Annotated in this window: 15 protein-coding genes; 7 read left to right on the forward strand and 8 right to left on the reverse strand. The window is 72.2% G+C overall.

Annotated features, from left to right (window positions below; genetic code table 11):
- Window positions 1-101: 101 nt before the first annotated feature.
- Window positions 102-641, reverse strand: a complete 540-nt coding sequence (locus PHK61_RS32055) for an HTH domain-containing protein (RefSeq protein ID WP_420791396.1) — start codon at window positions 639-641, stop codon at window positions 102-104.
- A gap of 102 nt (window positions 642-743) precedes the next feature.
- Here PHK61_RS32055 and PHK61_RS15550 point away from each other — a divergent pair, with 102 nt between their 5' ends.
- Window positions 744-1,163 (forward strand): DUF6855 family protein, encoded by a 420-nt coding sequence (locus tag PHK61_RS15550; RefSeq protein WP_274281905.1) that lies wholly within the window; start codon window positions 744-746, stop codon window positions 1,161-1,163.
- A 92-nt stretch (window positions 1,164-1,255) separates the two neighbouring features.
- Entirely contained in the window at window positions 1,256-1,735 is a 480-nt protein-coding gene (locus PHK61_RS15555) for a DoxX family protein (RefSeq protein ID WP_274281906.1), read from the forward strand.
- Between the two features lie 19 nt (window positions 1,736-1,754).
- Here the strand turns inward: PHK61_RS15555 and PHK61_RS15560 are convergent, their stop codons facing one another.
- Window positions 1,755-1,937: a hypothetical protein gene (locus tag PHK61_RS15560; RefSeq protein ID WP_274281907.1), complete on the reverse strand. Its 183-nt coding sequence runs from the start codon at window positions 1,935-1,937 to the stop codon at window positions 1,755-1,757.
- Window positions 1,938-2,841: 904 nt separating this feature from the next.
- Between PHK61_RS15560 and PHK61_RS15565 the strand changes: the two genes are divergently transcribed.
- Window positions 2,842-3,258, forward strand: a complete 417-nt coding sequence (locus tag PHK61_RS15565; RefSeq protein WP_274281908.1) for a transglycosylase domain-containing protein — start codon at window positions 2,842-2,844, stop codon at window positions 3,256-3,258.
- A 570-nt stretch (window positions 3,259-3,828) separates the two neighbouring features.
- Here the strand turns inward: PHK61_RS15565 and PHK61_RS15570 are convergent.
- The 3 genes from PHK61_RS15570 to PHK61_RS15580 are packed head-to-tail and all read right to left on the reverse strand — an operon-like array spanning window position 3,829 to window position 6,326.
- Window positions 3,829-4,005, reverse strand: a complete 177-nt coding sequence (locus PHK61_RS15570) for a hypothetical protein (RefSeq protein WP_274281909.1) — start codon at window positions 4,003-4,005, stop codon at window positions 3,829-3,831.
- Between the two features lie 33 nt (window positions 4,006-4,038).
- Window positions 4,039-5,799: a BCCT family transporter gene (locus PHK61_RS15575; RefSeq protein WP_274281910.1), complete on the reverse strand. Its 1,761-nt coding sequence runs from the start codon at window positions 5,797-5,799 to the stop codon at window positions 4,039-4,041.
- Window positions 5,796-6,326, reverse strand: coding sequence for a nitroreductase family deazaflavin-dependent oxidoreductase (locus PHK61_RS15580; RefSeq protein ID WP_274281911.1), 531 nt, complete (start codon window positions 6,324-6,326; stop codon window positions 5,796-5,798). The genes PHK61_RS15575 and PHK61_RS15580 overlap by 4 nt, the downstream gene beginning before the upstream one ends.
- A 579-nt stretch (window positions 6,327-6,905) precedes the next feature.
- Here PHK61_RS15580 and PHK61_RS15585 point away from each other — a divergent pair.
- Window positions 6,906-7,259, forward strand: coding sequence for a hypothetical protein (locus tag PHK61_RS15585; RefSeq protein ID WP_274281912.1), 354 nt, complete (start codon window positions 6,906-6,908; stop codon window positions 7,257-7,259).
- A gap of 7 nt (window positions 7,260-7,266) precedes the next feature.
- On the opposite strand, the gene betT is transcribed toward PHK61_RS15585, so the two are convergent.
- The gene (betT, locus tag PHK61_RS15590) at window positions 7,267-9,489 is read right to left on the reverse strand and encodes a choline BCCT transporter BetT (protein ID WP_274281913.1); all 2,223 of its coding nucleotides are present in this window, start codon (window positions 9,487-9,489) and stop codon (window positions 7,267-7,269) included.
- A gap of 186 nt (window positions 9,490-9,675) precedes the next feature.
- Between betT and PHK61_RS15595 the strand changes: the two genes are divergently transcribed.
- Window positions 9,676-9,993, forward strand: a complete 318-nt coding sequence (locus tag PHK61_RS15595) for a DUF3040 domain-containing protein (protein ID WP_274281914.1) — start codon at window positions 9,676-9,678, stop codon at window positions 9,991-9,993.
- Window positions 9,994-10,017: 24 nt separating this feature from the next.
- Here the strand turns inward: PHK61_RS15595 and PHK61_RS15600 are convergent, their stop codons facing one another.
- Both PHK61_RS15600 and PHK61_RS15605 read right to left on the reverse strand, forming a co-directional pair.
- On the reverse strand, window positions 10,018-10,887 hold the full coding sequence (locus tag PHK61_RS15600; protein ID WP_274281915.1) for a slipin family protein: 870 nt from the start codon (window positions 10,885-10,887) through the stop codon (window positions 10,018-10,020).
- Between the two features lie 456 nt (window positions 10,888-11,343).
- Complete coding sequence (locus tag PHK61_RS15605; RefSeq protein ID WP_274281916.1) at window positions 11,344-13,812, reverse strand: PEP/pyruvate-binding domain-containing protein; 2,469 nt, start codon at window positions 13,810-13,812, stop codon at window positions 11,344-11,346.
- Between the two features lie 220 nt (window positions 13,813-14,032).
- Between PHK61_RS15605 and PHK61_RS15610 the strand changes: the two genes are divergently transcribed.
- Window positions 14,033-14,923, forward strand: coding sequence for an ABC transporter ATP-binding protein (locus tag PHK61_RS15610; protein ID WP_274281917.1), 891 nt, complete (start codon window positions 14,033-14,035; stop codon window positions 14,921-14,923).
- Window positions 14,920-16,575 (forward strand): polyketide antibiotic transporter, encoded by a 1,656-nt coding sequence (locus tag PHK61_RS15615; protein ID WP_274281918.1) that lies wholly within the window; start codon window positions 14,920-14,922, stop codon window positions 16,573-16,575. Before PHK61_RS15610 ends, PHK61_RS15615 begins: the two co-directional genes overlap by 4 nt.
- Window positions 16,576-16,831 lie beyond the last annotated feature (256 nt).

Here is a 16,831-nt window from a genome sequence, read left to right on the forward strand (position 1 = left end):
AGTGGCAGCCCGTCGAGCCGCCGTCGCTTTGGCCCGTGTCCCTTATCGCGAGCCGTGTCACGCTGGCGCTCTGACCGGAGCGGGCGACCTGCTCGGCCGCTTCAGCGCAAGCCGGGCCGCTGCTGTGTGTCTGCGGCCGGGCCGTAGAGCGCGTGCGTGCGGCCGGCGAGGGCGGCGACGCTGTCTCGCAGTTCCGGTGGATGCGTGATCTCGATCAGAGGCCCGAGGGAGAGCACGTCGGCCGCGGTGTACTCGAGGGAGTGCCACCGGAAGCTGACCTCCGTCCACCCGCGGGTGTCGGCGACGGCGTCAGATCGCGACCGGAGGGGCTGCAGGCGGCCGAGCACCGCCGCCATCGTGGCGCCCTGCGGCGCTATCAGCGCGCATGCCCGCCGGGGCTGCCGCCGTGGTGCCCGCCAACCAAAGCCGACCGCGGGGAGCGGCAGGTGCTGGTCGAGCAACGCGAACCCGCCGCGGGGCCCGTGCGTCGAGTAGATCGGCACGCCAGCCTCGGAAAGAGCCTCGATGTCGCGCAACACCGTGCGCCGGCTCACCTCCAGGCGTGCGGCGAGCTCCGCGCCGGTGAGGCGCCCCTGGCTCTGCAGCAACGACACCAGGGCCACCAACCGGCCGGCGCGCATTGGTTGAGTGTGCCGCCCTGCGAAGTGAGTGACAAGAGATGTCACCCACCGCGTCTAGCGTGCCGGAGCGATCGATTCCCCCGCGGAGAAGGTGACGTGACCATGACCGCTGTCGACGTCGAAGGATCGGGAACCCCGGTGGACCCCTGGGTGCTGTCCACACCACCGGGCACCTCGCAGTTCGAGAGCTACCGTGACCCGCAGGCGGCTCCCCCGGCCCTGGTGGTGAGGGTCGGGACGACCGAGCTTCGTTACCACCTGCGCTGCATCGACGACCTGCACCAGATGCTGGTCGCCCGCAGGGACTGGATGCCGCTGGGCAACGCCGACGAGCAGAAGCCGGCGAAGCCCGACACGGTCGAGGCGTGGGGGCGGTCGGCCGACAACCCTGTCGGCGGGTGGTACGGCCTGAAGAAGGGACTGCGCGGCCGCTTCGGCAACTACGTCCCTCCCGTCCTCGAAGCCCTCGGTCTCGCCGAGCTCGAGCACAACAGCCGCAACAACCGCATCCGCGCGCGCTGACCCGTCACCGCGCAGCGCACTCTCTTGCTCACCGGTACCCGGACGACGACGCTGACCGCGGCTCGCGGGGATCCGAGAGGCGGGAGAACGTGATGAGCGGCAACGGGAACGTCGACCTTCCACGGCCCCGCGGGATCCAGCGATTCCTGACGACCCGTGTCCAGGGCCGTGCCGCGTCGGCCACCGCCGCACTGCGCATCGTCGCCGGGGCGGTGTTCGTGCTCTTCTCGCTGCCGAAGTTCCTGCGCCACGAGGAGGAGCTCGCCGAGTTCGTCCGCTACGGGCTCCCCGACGCGAGTGCGATCGTCTACCTCGTCGGCACCCTCGAGCTCGTCGCCGGGCTGATGCTCGTACTCGGCGTGGCGACCCGCCTGGCCGCGCTGGGGCTGGCCGCGAACATGGCGGGTGCCGTCGCGACCGCGGGCGTCCAGGTGGGCGGCGCGTTCCACCTCGGCGTCGCGCCGTTGCTGCTGCTCACGATGGTGTTCCTGCTCTGGTCGGGTTCGGGCGCCGCCGCGGTCGACCGCGTGCTCTCGGAGCGACTCGCGCCGGCCGGTCTCGCCCAGCAGTGAGCCGCTGGGCCGCCCCGCGCTACGCGGCGGCGAGGACCGCCCGACCGCTGTCGGTGATCCTCGGGACGCCCGGGCCGGGCTCCTCGGCGATGAGCCCGGCGGCCGCGAGCCGGTGACCGACGAGCTGGTCGGCGCAGTAGACGCCGTCGACGAGCAGCGGCGTGCCGATCTCCCCGGAGTGCCGGCAGCGACCGCCCGCCACCGCGCGCAGGACCGCGCGATCACGGTTGACTGAGCGGCTCGTGGGTCGTCGTGGTCATGATCGGCTCCCTTCGCGGGTCGGCGTGCTCTCACCTCCTCGACGAACGAAACCCCCCGACTTCGACACCAAGGCTGGGACCATCGGGGAGCCCTTGCCGCGCTCGTCGGTCGGAGCGAGTCCTACCTGTGGCCGGCCGCCCTTCCGGCGCAACGACAGGAGAAGGCCGCGACCTTCAGAGATCGTCGAGACGTATTCCGCACCGCAGCGACGTGCCGTCCCGCCTGTGGGACGACCTTCCCCAGCGCGCCTCGTCGCGCATCGACGTGCTGGTCAGGCGCGCAGCGCAACGCAAGCCCGCGGTTGGATGGGGTGGGCCCCGTGGGACTCGAACCCACAATCAACGGATTAAAAGATCACCGCTACCCGGCCACTGCATGCTCTACCAGCAACAACAGTGTCGGCCTCGATCTCTCGGTCCGCACCATGCCCCACCCATAGCGGGTCTTTCGCACCACGACCCGCACCACGAGCCGCGTGCGGTTCCGCGCGTGAATGCCACGCCGCGCGCACGTCGCGATCTAGTGCGGCCCTTGACACCCGACCGTGCGCACGCAGCGAGAGCGGCTCACACATAGCGCCCTGCATCGTCGTCAAGCCTTCCACTCCCGCGAGCTGAGGAGGACGCCCGCCGGACGCGAATCTTGGACTGCGGCCCTCATCCTTGGAGAGGCCGCGCCGACTTCAACCCTGCGCTCGATGGCTGCTCAGCCACGCCCGGCCTCACTGACCGCGAGCCGCCGCCACGAGGACCTTGGGCCGGGCGCAGCAAGAGCTGGCAAGGCTCAAACAAGGTCATCTAGACGACCGATCGGCGGTAACACGACGACTGGACAGCCGCACGCCGTTGGAGGGCCAGGGCGCGTCAACGATCACCATGCAGTACGTCAAGAACCAGCGGCTCTACACGCTCGCCGACACCGCGGAGGAACGCCGCGTCGCCACCGCCGACACCGTCGCGCGCAAGCTGACCGAGGTCCGGCTCGCCCACCGCGTCGAGGACCGCCTCGACAAGGACGCCATCCTGGCCCGCTACCTGGACCTCGTCTACTTCGGCCGCGGCGCCTACGGCATCGAGGCCGCCGCCCGGACCTGGTTCGCGACGACCGCCGCAGAGCTCACCGTGCCCCAGGCGGCGCTGCTGGCCGGCATGGTGCGGGCCCCGGCGAGCTACGACCCGATCGAGCACCCCGCCGCCGCGCTGGCCCGGCGCCGCCTCCCGATTCCTCACGGAGATCGGCGGGATCAGGGAGGCCATGGCTGAGGCGCCCGCCCGACGTCGGCGGTGGGCTCGTGGTCCACCCGGGCAGGCACCGCGTCGCCGCCGGGTCGGAGCGGGCCGGCCGCCGCCCCGATGGCCCAGGCGACCAGCACACCGATCAGCACACCGACGGCGAGGGCGCCGACGGCCGTCGCGACGAACGGGAGAGTTCGCGCACGCGGAGCTGTCGGCAGCTGGGGCGGCCGGGTCCGCGGTGAGGACAGGAGCGGAACGTCCCGAGGTACCGGTGGCACCCCCGGGGCTCGCCGTCGACCGGCGGGAAGGCCCCCCGACCGGGCGAGGTCCGGTCCGCGCCGAGGGCCGACGAGGATTTGCTCGGTCGGGGTGATCCCGGGACCGCGGGGTTCATCCGCCGGGCCGGCCGAGCTCCGCGCGCCAGCGGGAGTCCGTCGGGCCTCTGCCCGCCCACGCGCGGCTGACGCCACGCCCCGTGCGACGGATCCACGCCCGGACCTTCTCAACCACAGGGGCCCGCGACCCCGCTCCGCACCTTGCAGTTGGCTGACGACATCAGCCGTGGCGTCGATCCCCGCCGCTGCACCGGTGACGCCCTCAGCCCTCCCCGGACGCCTCGTCGTCCGACCGCGAGGTGTGCTCACGCCGCCGCTCCGGGGGATCGGCCTCCCGAGCACGGGCGGCCGCAGGACGGCCCTCGTCGTCGTAGTATTCGTCGGGCAGCCCGACGTTGTCGTGGGCGCGCTCCGCGGCGCGCCGGTTCTCCTGCTCCATCGCTCCTCCTCGAGCGTCGGTGTCTCCTGTAGATCAGTCCTGCCGCGACGACGCCGCCGGGACCTGCGAGAACTCGGCGACCGTGGTCTCCGCCAGCGACGGGTCGACCTCTTCGTCGTCGAGGCCCGCGCCATCGGCGGGCTCCTCGAGCGCCGATGTGTCCTCGCGGTGCCTGCCCTCGCCGGCGCCCCTTGTGCTCAGCACCGCACCTGCCGGCCGGGCCGCGGCCCGCAGGCCCGGCATCGGGGACGCCTCGGACGGGAACCGCACGACGAACCGCTCGGTCGACAGCGCCTTGACCAGCCCCACGCACATCGCGATCAGGACGAGGCAGAACGGCAGTCCGGCGAGGATCGAGGCGGTCTGCAGGGCGCTGAGGGCGTCGGCACCGCTGACCGCACCGGCGCCGAGCAGCACCGCCGCGATCACGCCCTCCATCACTGCCCAGAACAGGCGCTGCTGCCAGCGCGGGCGCGGGTCGCCGCCGTTGGTGAGGATGTCGACCACGAGGGAGCCGGAGTCCGACGAGGTCGCGAAGAAGAGCACCACCACGATGATCGCGACCACCGATGCGAGGGCGGCGGCGATCGCCCCGACCGGCAGCTGCTGGAGCAGCACGAACATCCCGGTGTCGGTGGACGCCTGGGCCAGCGGGTTGGCCGGGTCCTGCTGCAGCGCGTTCAGCGCCGACTCGCCAAACACGGTCAGCCACACCATGGACGCGCCGACCGGCGCGAACAGCGCCCCGCCGATGAACGAGCGGATCGTGCGCCCGTAGGAAATGCGCGCCAGGAACATGCCGACGAACGGCGACCAGGAGATCCACCAGCCCCAGTAGAAGAGCGTCCAGCTGGCCTGCCACTCCTGCGCCGCGGGATTGCCGGGGTAGGTCTGGAAGCTCTGGACCGGCAGGTCCTGCAGGTAGGTCCCCACATTGCTGACCGTCGTGTTGAGCAGGTTCCGGGTCGGCCCGAACGCGAACACGAACACCATCAACGCGAACGCGAGCCACAAGTTGATCAGCGACAGGTTCCGGATGCCCCTGTCGATGCCGAGCATCACCGAGGTCACCGCGATCGCGGTGATCCCGAGGATCAGCACGATCTGCAGCGGTGTGGTGTTGCTGATGCCGAACAGCGTCTCCAGGCCGGCACCGACCTGCTGGGCACCGAGACCGAGCGAGGTGGCCAGGCCGAACAGGGTGCCGAACACCGCGAGGACGTCGACCACGAAGCCCGGCCAGCGGTTGATGCGGTCCCCGAGCAGCGGGTAGAGCGCAGACGCCGGGCGAAGCGGCAGGCCCTTGCGGAACGCGAAGTACCCGAGCGCCAGGCCGAGCACGATGTAGATCGCCCACGGGTGCAGGCCCCAGTGGAAGAACGTCAGGAACATCGCGTTCGTCGCGGCCTCAGGGCCGCCGCCCGGGTCGACCGGCGGCTCCTGGAAGTAGCTGACCGGCTCGCTGACCGCGTAGTACACGAGACCGATGCCCATCCCCGCGGTGAACAACATCGCGAACCACGACGTCGTGCCGTACTCCGGCGTCGAGTCGGCGGGCGCGAGACGGATGCGTCCGTACCGCGACGCCATGAGCATGACGACGAAGACCAGGAACCCGCTGGCGCTGAAGATGTAGAGCCAGCCGAAGTTCGTGACGATGAGGGCGTTCACCGCGCTCGCCGCCGACGACAGCGATGCCGGCGACAGCACGCCCCACAACACGAGCGCGAGCGCGATCATCGCCGACGAGAGGAACACCGGCGGGCTGGTGTGCTCGCGGAGATAGCGGATCACGGCGAGGTCCTCTCTCGGGCCGGTCGTCGTTCGCGGGCCGGTGGCGGAGTCGCGGCGAGCAGGACGAGGGGCACGCCTGCCTCGTCGTCGGCGCCGAGGCGCTCGTAGGTCGCCCGCGAGCCGGCCACGTCGCGGTCGAGCATCCGCATCAGGGCAGCCGCGCTGCGGGGCCGCCGCCCCGCGTACTCGGCGAGTCGCCGACCCGACTCTGCCGACGGCAACGGGTACGCCCAGCCGTCCCGCCGTCGACGGCCGACCTGATAGGTGACCTCGGGGTGGGCGAGCACGTTGCGGTACCAGTGCGCGCGCGACCCGTAGCCCGACGCGACGATGTACGAGCCGGGTGTCGAGCCTCGTCCGACGACCTCGAGCACCACCTGCCGCGGCCGCCCCGACCGGCGCCCGACGTGGGTCAGCAGCACCAAACGCCTGCCGAACACCCAGCCCAGGCCACAGCGGTAGACGAGGATCGGCGCCCGGACGACGGCGCGCGAGAACCGGCGTCGTGCCGGGCCGGCGGTGCGCATGCCTCGCTCCACTCCTCGTCGTCCGGTCGAGTCCACCGCCCGCGGCACCTGCGGCGCCACCGCCGTCGCCGGACGTCAGGGGATCGCAAGACGACGGGCGCTCACGCCGTCAGCACCCGACTCGTTCGCCTTGGCCGCGCCCGTGCTGATGAGACGGACCGAGCCCCGGACGAGGTCCCGAAGATCGTCAGGTCGTTGCAAGCCGGTGGCGGCGATGCTCGTGGTGCCCTGTGGGGGCGGATCCCCGGCGACCCGAGACGAACGAACCCGATGTGGAGAGGTGCGCCATGAGCCCGCTGGGCAACCTGCGCGATCTGATCGGCGATCTCCCGGACGGCGACCGCTCATGTCCGCCCCCTGAGCCGCCCCCGGCCAGCGCCCGTGCGAGGAGCCCGCAACGAACGGTCAGGACCTGCAGAGCTCGCCGGGCGTCGAGAGCGAGCTCGAGCGCCGCCTCGTCCGCCGCGTAGCCCGTACGCGTCGCCGCACGCACGAGGGAAGCGAAGGCACCATGGCAAATGGCCTCCACCACGACGGGGTTCGACCCAGAACGCGATCATCATCGCGAGGGGACAGCTCATGCGCACCTCGGAGACCCACACCAGCGCGAACGCCGCTCTCCGCGAAGCCACGCAGGCGCTCAACGTCCGCCGAGTCGGCACCACCGAGGCCGACCTGACCGAGACCGCCTACAAGACCCCGGCCACCGACCTCGCCGCCAACCTCGACACGGTCGCCAGCCTCCTGCGTTCGGTCGGCGTCGGCGTACGCCACCACGCCCCGACCCCTGGGCTGCTCACCGTCGCCGAGCACGTCGACCTGGGCGCGTCGATGGCCCCTCAGGCCGGGGTCGATCACGACTGTCAGCCGCAGACGACGACGCACCTCGACCCCGAGCGCGGCGCGACCGACGACGTAACCCAGGACGATTAGCGGTCACTCAGCTGCTGAACTGCTGGATGCGGACGTACTCCAGGTGCCGTTCGTACTCATCGAGGATGTCGTCGGTGAGCTGCCCGTACGTGTAGCCCATGACGTCGTAGTCCTGGCCGCCAGCCTGGAGGTGCACCTCGAGGCGGCAGTACGTGTCGGTGTCCTTCAGGACGGCGTGGCCGTAGACGGGGATGGAGACCTCGCGCGGCCGGATCCGGTACAGGAACTGATGCCCTTCCCCCAGCTCGGCGACCAGCTCGACGATCGTCGTGCCGTCCGCGTCGCGGTCCGTCCGCGCCTCGGCCTCGACGCAGCGCTCTCGCAGGTGCGTGGCCACCTCTTCCACGGCCGGGAACGCCACCTCCTCCAGGAACTCCTCCGCACGGTCCTTCCCGGGGAACGACATCGCCCGGTCCAACTGCTGCCGCCACCCCAGCCCACCGTGGTGGTGCCCGTCGGCCGGGCTGCGACCCGAGATGGACGACCGCAGGGCGTACTGCTGGCTGCCGCGTGCATGTCCTCGCTGATGCACAAGCTGCGCGAGATGGACAAGCGCGTCATCGGCATCGGCGTGCAGTCCTCGACCTCGAAGCTGCTGCCCGCCGCGTGCGACGAGTCCCAATTCTACGACCACCTCCCGGGCGTCGAGGGGCGACCCGTTCCCGCCCGACCGTTGCGGCGGCGGCCGACGTCCCCCGGCGGCCGCCCACCGCAGCGCCTTGTAGAGGCCGTACATCACCAGCAGGAGCACGAACGCGAAGGGCAGGCCCATGATGATCGTGGCGTTCTGCAGCGCGGGCACGCCGCCCACGGCCAGCATCCCCACCGTGAGTAGACCGGTGGCCACGGCCCAGAAGATCCGCACCGGCCGCGAGCCGTCCGACTGCGGGGTCTTCAGGTGGGAGCTCAGGTTGGCCATGACGAGGGCCGCCGAGTCGGCCGAGGTCACGTAGAACAGCAGGCCGACGAAGGTCGCGACCCCGGCGATGAACGGCACCGCCGGGTACTGCGCAAGCAGCTGGTAGAAGCCCTGCGCGTTGTTGTCCAGGGTGTTCTGCCCGAAGGCCACGTCGCCGTTGCGGATGATCTCGATCGCGCTGTTTCCGAAGATCGAGATCCACATGACGATGTAGGTGAACGGGATGATCAGCGTCCCGGCCACGAACTGGCGGATGGTGCGGCCCCGGGAGATGCGGGCCAGGAACAGCCCCACGAACGACGCCCAGGCGATCCACCACGCCCAGAAGAAGAGCGTCCAGGAGCTGAGCCAGTCGACGGGCTGGTCGTAGGCGAACGTCTCGAGCGTCAGTGCGGGGAAGGAGCTGACGAAGTCACCGACGTTCTGCACGAGCGCGTTGAGCAGGAACACCGTGTTCCCGGCGACCAGCAGGAACAGGGCCAGCCCGATCGCGAGCAGCACGTTGAGCTGACTCAGCAGCTTGATGCCGCGGTCGACCCCGCTGACGGCCGACACGGTGGCCATGACCACGGCGAGGGCCACGAGCCCGATCTGGGCCCCCGTGCCCTCCGGGATCCCGAACAGGAAGGTGAGCCCGTAGTTGAGCAGTACCACCCCGATCCCGAGCGACGCCGCGACACCGAAGATCGTCCCGAGTACGGCGGCGAGGTCGACGGCGGTGCCGATGCCGCCGTGGATCCGCTTGCCGAAGATGGGATACAACGCCGACCGGATCGCGAGCGGGAGGTTGCGGCGGTAGGCGAAGTAGGCCAGCGACATGCCCATCAGCGCGTAGAGCCCCCAGCCGCTGATCCCGTAGTGGAACAGCGTCCACACCGTCGCGTCCTCGGCCGCGAGCAGGGTGCCGCCCTCGCCGCGTGGCGGCGTCAGGTACTGGGTGACCGGCTCGACGACGGCGAAGAACATCAGATCGGTGCCGATGCCGGCGGCGAACAGCATCGACGCCCACGCGAACGTGCTGAACTCGGGTCGCGAGTGCTCCGGCCCGAGCCGGGTCCGCCCGAGGCGGGAGGCGCCCACGACGATCACGAACACCAGGACCAGCGTGGTCAGCAGGATGTAGAACCAGCCGAACCACTCCGAGGTCCAGCTCACCACGGCGCCGATGGTGTCCGCGGCCGACGTCGGAGCGATGATCGCCCAGATCGCGACCGCGAGCGTCACCGCGGCGGACCCGTAGAAGACGATCGGTTTGATCCGGGCTCCGGGTTTCGGACCCGCCGTGGGCGCATCCGTCTGGACCTCGCTCATCGCGCCCTCCACTCGTCACCGCACCACGCGCCCCCGAGCCAGAACCGGACAAGTTCCCCACGTTCGACAATCCGTGCGAAGGCACTTCGCTGGGGTTTCACGGCGGGAGGAGGCACACTGGTGCGTGGTGTGCCGGGAAGTCTGGTCGGCGTGACGGGAGTGAGCACGAACCGAGGACGGCGACCGATGACCACCGGCGCAGCAGCACCGACACCACCTGAACCTTCGCGTCCGCTCACTGAACGGGAGCAGGCCGCGCTGTCGAGGCTCGCCGCCGACACCCGACGTGACGATCCGGAGTGGTTCGACCACCTCGCGGCGTCGTTGCCCCCGCGGCGCCGCGTGAGCCCCCGCGTGCGGGACCTCATCATCCAGGTCGTGGTGGTCGTCGTCCTGGCCGTGCTGCTGTTGCCGAGCGGATGGCTGGGCGGCCTGGTCGCGGTGATGGTGCTGGTCGGCCCGCTCGGCGCCGCGTTGTGGGCGATGCGGCGCGGCATGCTCTGACCTCCGCGCCGCCGCTGCGCCGTCCTACCGGTGGTCCGCCTGCTCAGCAGGCTCCGGCGCGGCCGGTGGGAGGCCGACCGTGGGGAGGTCTTCCGCGAGCTCCCGAGGTCCGCCCGTGGGGGCGTCACCCTTCGACGTACCGCCGGCGTGCTCGAAGAAGCGCAGCATCTCCACCGGGAACGGCATCACCAGCGTGCTGTTCTTGTCCGAGGCCACGTCGGTCACGGTCTGGAGCAGCCGCAGCTGCAGGGCCCCCGGGGTCTCCCCCATGGCCGCGGCGGCCTGAGACAGCTTGGCCGAGGCCTGCAGCTCGCCGTCGGCGTTGATCACCCGAGCGCGCCGGTCGCGCTCGGCCTCGGCCTGGCGGGACATCGAGCGGCGCATCCCTTCGGGCAGGGAGATGTCCTTGATCTCCACGCGGTCGACGTGAATTCCCCAGTCCTCGGTGGGAGCGTCGATGACGTCGCGCAGCTCGGCGTTGATGCGGTCCCGGTCGGAGAGCAACGTGTCGAGGTCGGCCCGACCGATGACCGACCGCAACGACGTCTGGGCCACCTGCGACGTCGCCTGCAGGTAGTGGTCCACGTTGATCACCGCGCGGACCGGGTCCTCCACCCGGAAGTAGACGACCGCGTCGACCCCGATCGTGACGTTGTCCTGCGTGATCGTCCCCTGCGACGGGACGTCCAGCACGATTGTCTGCACCGGGACCTTCCGCATGCGGTCCGCGATCGGGACCATCACCCGGAGGCCCGGCTGCCGGACCTGGGGCAGCAAACGTCCGAAGCGCAGGACGACTCCCCGTTCGTACTGCTGGACCATCCGCACGCTCGACGCGACCAGCAGCAGACCCGCCAGCACGGCCACTAAGAGCACGATCAGTACGCTGTTCATGAACCCACCCCGTCGATGTGCAGAGGCATCACCGTCGAGGACGCATCGAGGTGGGGCGACAGGTACGACCCGTCCCGTTCGGCGCGCGACAACGGCGACGCCGACCAGACTTCCCGGCACTCCGCTGTCGAGTGTGCTCCTCGTGTCTAAGAAACGACTGAGCGTGGAGCGGTCGAGTTGAGGTCCTGCTGTCCGTGCCCTCAGCCGAGCCGCTGGAGGTCCACAGATGGAACCGGCTCACCAGGACGACGTCCGCGCGTCGCATCGCGAGCGCGAGCTGGTCGTCGAACGGCTCACCGCGCGCTCGGACAGGGGCGGCTGAGCCTCGCGGAGTTCGACAGCCGCGCGGTCTCGGCGCACGCCGCGGTGACACGGCCGAGCTGGCCGAGCTGACCAAGGACCTGCCGGGTCGCCTCTGGTGAGGCCGCGCTGCGCGCCCGCCGACGTCAGTCGGCGTCAGTCGCCTTCCTCGACCACGACGGTGCCGGCGGCGCCGTCGATGCTGATGACCTGTCCGGTCCTGATCAGCTGGGTCGCGTCGCGGACGCAGATGACGGCGGGGATGCCGTACTCCCGGGCCACCGTCGGACCGTGAGCCATGGGTGACCCGGTCTCGGTGACGAGGCCGCCGATCGTCATGAACAGGGGCGTCCAGCCGGGGTCCGTGGTCGGGGCGACGAGGATCTCCCCTGGCTCGACGTGCGCCTCGCCGGGGTCGAGCACGACGCGCGCCCGTCCGACCGCGACCCCTGGCGCGGCGGCGGCCCCGACCAGGCTCCCGTCCGCGGCCGGGCCGGCCGGGGCGAGGGCTTCGGGCACGGTGCCGTCGGACAGCAGGAGCCCGGGGACGCTCCGCCGCCCGCTCTCCCGCGCGTACTCGCGGCGGCGGTCGCCGACGAGCGCCCGCAGGTCCACGCCGTCCACGGCGTCGCGGGCCTCCCGGAGATCGAGGAACACGATGTCGTCGGCCCGATCCAGCAGCCCGCGTCCGTAGAGCTCCTCCCCGACCGCGAGGAGCTGGCGGCGCATCTCGGCGAAGGCATGGAGCCACGTGAACTTGGGCAGCTCACGCAGCCCGGCGAGGGCCCGGGACCGGCGGAGGAAGAACGCGACACCGACGGCCCGGACCGGGCGGGTGCGGCGGGCCCGACGCACCAGCTCGTCGATCTTCGCCTCCGCCTCGCGGGACGCGGCGGCGAAGCGCCGGTCCGGTGCCTGGGTGGGATCGGTGAGGCGCAGGTAGTTCGCGATCGCGGCGAACACGGGGGTCGGGTCCTCGCTCCAGCGCGGCACGCCGACGTCGATCTCGGCGGCGCTGCGGTGCCCGTACAGGGCCAGGAACTCGTCGAGCCCGAGGTCGGGCAGCGCCCCGGCGCGGTAACGGGCGGCGAGCTCGGCGGGTGTGGTCGCGAGGAGCAGGTCGCGGTGCTCGCCCGCGTCCGCGGACAGCCGCCACAGGGCCAGGTCCATCTCGGTGGTGACGTTGTGCGACATCCCCCGCAATGTCTCGTCGACCTCGCTCTCGGTGGCCACGCCCGCGAGCAGGGCCAGCGCCGCCGATCGGCAGACCATCATCGCGTAGATCGGCCCGAGCATGTCGCCCATCCCAGCCCGCAGGAAGGCGCCCTGGACCGCCATCGCGAAGCGGACGCGGTCGGCGGCGTCGGCGAGGCCCGCGGGCGGCCGGCTGTCGTGCCGGACCTGCGCCGCCGCGCGCATCGCCCGGGCCCGGGCGCGACGTGGCCGGGCGAGAGCCCCGACCAACCCGACGAGGAGGCCCGGCGCCACCCGGGCGGCGACCGGCGCCACCGCCCGCCACCGGAAGGGCCGGCCCCGCACCGGAGCGAAACGGGGGTCCTCGAGCACGCGCTCGAGGGCCGCGGTCACGCGTGGGCCGTAGATCGTCATGGCGGCCGGGAGCCGGGTCCGGACGCGGCCCCAACGGACCACGCTGGTCATGTCGAGGTACATGCGTCCGGCCACGTCGACGATCAGGGGGTGGCCGAACGGGTCGCTCGGGACGCCGATGCTCTCCAGGTACTGCGCCGTCGCGACCCGCATCGCGGACATGCCCATCGGCGTGAACGGCCGCAGCATGCCCTGCATGTGCCCGGCCTCGAGGTAGACGCGGTCGCCGGGGCGGGGTGCCCGGGGCAGCGGGAACAACGTGGTGATCGCCCTGCTCTGGAGCAGCCAGAGCACGCCGTCGCGGTCGAACGCCCACTCGACGTCCTGGGGGGCGCCGGCGAGGCGCTGCAGCCGCTCGCCGGCGGCCCGCAGCTCCGCGAGCCGGTGCGGGTCAAGGCAACCGCCCGCCTCCTCGACCGGCCGCCCCTCCGGCAGGACGTAGTGGTCCGCGCTCACGCTGCCGTCGACGACGGCATCACCGAGCCCGGGCACGGCGTCGATGACCATCTCCGTGCGGCACCCGGTGATCGGGTTGGCGGTGAACATCACGCCGGCCGCGGCCGGCTCGACCATGCGCTGCACCACGACACCCATCGCCACCGGCCCGCCGACGGGCGTCGCCTCGCGGTAGGCGACCGCGCGTTCACCGGTCAACGACGCCCAGCACCGCTCCACGGCGTCGATCAGCGCGGCCTCGCCCCGGACGTCCAGGACGGTCTCGTGCTGGCCGGCGAAGCTGGCGTGCGGCAGGTCCTCGGCGGTGGCGCTCGACCGCACCGCGACCGGTCCCGCGCCGAGACGCCGGTAGGCCTCCACAATCTCCCGGCGCACCGCGACACCGACGGTCTCCGTTGCGCCCTCCTGCGCCGGAGCCGTAACGCAGTACCCGGACGGCACGCGCTCGCCGGCGCGGACCAGCGCCGCCAGCCCCGCGGCCTTGCCGCCGACGAGGTCGGTTCGCGTCGAGTCCACCTCGGCGAGATCCACGACGGTCCGGCCGACGGTGAGGGTGCCCATGGTGCGCTCCGTCCGGGATATCCGACAGGGACGCCGACCAGGCTTCCCGGCACACCGAGGCGGACGGTACTCCGGGCCGACCGCTGGTCAAGGCCTCCTCGGGGCGGCCCGGCGCGGCGCCGAGGAGTCTTCCCGCCCGTCATCGGCGGGCGTACCGTCCTCGGTGGAGCGCCGGGAAGCCTGGTCGGCACACGTGATCCTGCTGACCAGGGAGCACCCCATGTCCGGACCCGCGCTGCGCACGGTGGACCTCTCCAAGCGCTACGGGCGCATCACAGCACTCGACCGGCTGGACCTCGAGGTCGCGGTCGGTGAGGTGCTGGGGCTCCTCGGTCCGAACGGTGCCGGCAAGTCGACCACCGTGCGGTTACTGCTCGGCCTCGCCCGGCCCACGTCGGGACGCGCGTGGATCTTCGATCGAGCCGCCGGCGACGTCGAGGCCGCGCACCGGCTGCTGGCCTACGTGCCGGCGGACGTGGCGTTGTGGCCGGGGATGACCGGCGCGGAGTGCCTGGAGCTACTCGCCCGTATCGGGCCGGGCACCGACCGCGCCTACCGTGACGAGCTCGTGGCCCGCTTCGAGCTGGACGTCGACCGTCCGGCGCGCACCTACTCGACGGGCAACCGTCAGAAGGTCGCCCTGGTCGCGGCGTTCGCCACCCGGGCGCCGTTGCTGCTGCTCGACGAGCCCACCAGCGGGCTCGACCCGCTCATGGAACAGGTGTTCCGCGCCGTGGTGCGCGAAGCACGGGAGAACGGGCAGTCCGTGCTGCTCAGCTCCCACCAGCTCAACGAGGTCGAGGCCCTCTGCGACCGCGTCGCAGTGCTGCGGTCGGGCCGGCTCGTCGAGGTCGCCCGGATGGCGAATCTGCGCCGCCTGCACCGCAGCGAGGTCGAGGCGAGCTTCGCCGGCGTCGTGCCCGCCCTCGAGGCGGTCCCGGGGGTGGACGGCCTCGAGGCACTCGGTGAGGGCCGGGTCCGCTTCCTGCTCAGCGGTCCGCCCGGCGCGGCGATGGCCGCCCTCGCCGCGACCGACGTGACGACGCTGCGGATCACGGAACCGAGCCTCGAGGACGTGTTCCTCACCTACTACGGGACCGGTGGGTCGTGACCGACCTTGCCGCCGCCACGACTGTGTCGGCGCCCTCGGCCTCGCCCCGGCACACGACCCGCGCCGGGCGCGGCGCCGCCCGCGCGGTCGTCCACCTGGCCGTGCGACAGACCTGGCGCGGCGCGCTGGTCGTCGTGCTGCTCGCCGGGGCGATGACGGCCGTGGTGGCGACCGGCTATCGGGCGACGGTCGGCGACGACCTCGACGCGCAGGCCCTGGCCGCGCTCGCCGGGAGCCCGGCGATCCGCACCCTGTTCGGGGAGCCGGTGGCTCTGGACAGCGCCGGCGGCTTCACGGTCTGGCGCACCGGGACTGCCCTGGCGGTCGTCCTCGCCGCGTGGAGCTTCCTGGGTGTCGTGAGCGTGACCCGCGGCGAGGAGGACGCCGGACGCTGGGACCTCCTGCTGGCGGGCCGCGTGAGTCTACCCGCGATCGTGTCGCGCCACCTCGCGGTGTTCGTGGCCGCCGACGTCCTCGCCGGTGCGGCGGCGGCTGGCGCCCTGGTGGCCGCAGGCACCGCAGCGACCGGAGCTGTGCTGCACGGCCTGGGGCTGGCGCTCGTGGGGGCCGTCTTCGCGGGCACGGGTGCGGTGACCGCCCAGCTGCTGTCCTCCCGCGGCGCGGCCGCGGGGGCGAGTGCGGCGGTCCTCGGCCTCGCCCTGCTCGCCCGCGTCGTCGGTGACGGTGTGGAGGCCCTGGCGTGGGCGCGGTGGGCGACGCCCTTTGGTCTGGTCGCTCTCACCCGTCCCTACAGCGAGGATGATCCGCTCCCGCTGGTGGTGCTCGGCGTCCTCGCCGTGGTCCCGATCGGCCTGGCCCCGGTGCTCGCCGCGCGTCGCGACGTCCGCGGCGCCTGGTTCTCCACGCCCACCCACCGTCGCCCCCGTCGGTGGCTGCTCGGCTCCCTGTGGACGTTCGCGCTGCGCCGGGCGACACGACCGTTCCTCGGGTGGGCGACGGGCATCGCCGCCTGGTTCCTGCTCATCGGGCTGCTCGCGGCGTCGATGCCCGCGTTCCTGCGCGACAACCCACGGTTCGCCGCCCTGGCCGACGCCGCGGGGTTCGGGGGGCTCGTGAGGGTCGAGGGCTACGTCGCTTCGTTGTTCGCCCTGCTGGCCATCCCGCTCGGGGCGTTCGTCGCGGTGCGGATGGCCGCGCTCGCCCACGACGAGGTGGCCGGGCGGCTGTGGCTGCTGCTCACCGGACCGGTCCGCCGTCTCACCCTGCTCTTCGCCGAGGTGGTCGCCACCCTGCTCGGCGCGGTGGGGCTCGCGGTCACGGCCGCGACGGCGAGCACGCTCGGTGCCGCGATCGTCGGTGCGCCTCTCACGTGGCCCGCCGCACTCTCCGGCACGCTCAACGTCCTCCCCGTGGCGGTGCTCTGCCTCGGGGCGGCAGTCGCCGCCCTGGGGTGGGTCCCGCGAGCGGTCGCCGCGCTCGGCGCGCTGCCCGCCGTCGGCGGCTTCCTCCTGCACGTCACCGCGGAGAGCTCCGGCGCTCCAGCCTGGGTCGCCACGATCTCCCCGTTCGCCCACCTCGCCGCCGTCCCCGACCAGCCGCCGGACCGGGCGGGGGTGGCCATCCTGACATGCATCGGGGTCATCCTCGGTCTGGCCGGCCTCGTCGGCTACACACGGCGGGACCTGTGCTGACCGGCCCGTTCCCTAACAGCGAGGGAGCGGACGGTACGAGGACGAGGGTGCTCCCGGCCGAGGCGGGCGAGCCAGGCGACGAAGGTCCGCGCGTGCGTCGATGGGGAGCGGGGGCGCCGAGGGTCTTAGCAGGTAGTGGGCCTGACGCATGGGGAAGGACTGCGCGAGGCTCAGAACGACCCGCCCCGCACGGCACGGCGTGCGGGCGAAGCGTTCGGAAACCACGGCGCACGCTTCACCCGCGATGACCAGTTCC

The sequence above is a fragment of the Actinomycetospora lutea genome, assembly GCF_028737205.1.
GTDB classification, from domain to species: Bacteria; Actinomycetota; Actinomycetes; order Mycobacteriales; family Pseudonocardiaceae; genus Actinomycetospora; species Actinomycetospora lutea.

What these genes read in the sequence shown, in the direction of transcription:
- betT (WP_274281913.1), bottom strand. Translation starts at nt 9,489, where the DNA reads ATGAGCGAGGTCCAGACGGATGCGCCCACGGCGGGTCCGAAACCCGGA.
- PHK61_RS15610 (WP_274281917.1), top strand. Translation starts at nt 14,033, where the DNA reads ATGTCCGGACCCGCGCTGCGCACGGTGGACCTCTCCAAGCGCTACGGG.
- PHK61_RS15600 (WP_274281915.1), bottom strand. Translation starts at nt 10,887, where the DNA reads ATGAACAGCGTACTGATCGTGCTCTTAGTGGCCGTGCTGGCGGGTCTG.
- PHK61_RS15550 (WP_274281905.1), top strand. Translation starts at nt 744, where the DNA reads ATGACCGCTGTCGACGTCGAAGGATCGGGAACCCCGGTGGACCCCTGG.
- PHK61_RS15580 (WP_274281911.1), bottom strand. Translation starts at nt 6,326, where the DNA reads ATGCGCACCGCCGGCCCGGCACGACGCCGGTTCTCGCGCGCCGTCGTC.
- PHK61_RS15570 (WP_274281909.1), bottom strand. Translation starts at nt 4,005, where the DNA reads ATGGAGCAGGAGAACCGGCGCGCCGCGGAGCGCGCCCACGACAACGTC.
- PHK61_RS15595 (WP_274281914.1), top strand. Translation starts at nt 9,676, where the DNA reads ATGACCACCGGCGCAGCAGCACCGACACCACCTGAACCTTCGCGTCCG.
- PHK61_RS15585 (WP_274281912.1), top strand. Translation starts at nt 6,906, where the DNA reads ATGCGCACCTCGGAGACCCACACCAGCGCGAACGCCGCTCTCCGCGAA.
- PHK61_RS32055 (WP_420791396.1), bottom strand. Translation starts at nt 641, where the DNA reads ATGCGCGCCGGCCGGTTGGTGGCCCTGGTGTCGTTGCTGCAGAGCCAG.
- PHK61_RS15555 (WP_274281906.1), top strand. Translation starts at nt 1,256, where the DNA reads ATGAGCGGCAACGGGAACGTCGACCTTCCACGGCCCCGCGGGATCCAG.
- PHK61_RS15605 (WP_274281916.1), bottom strand. Translation starts at nt 13,812, where the DNA reads ATGGGCACCCTCACCGTCGGCCGGACCGTCGTGGATCTCGCCGAGGTG.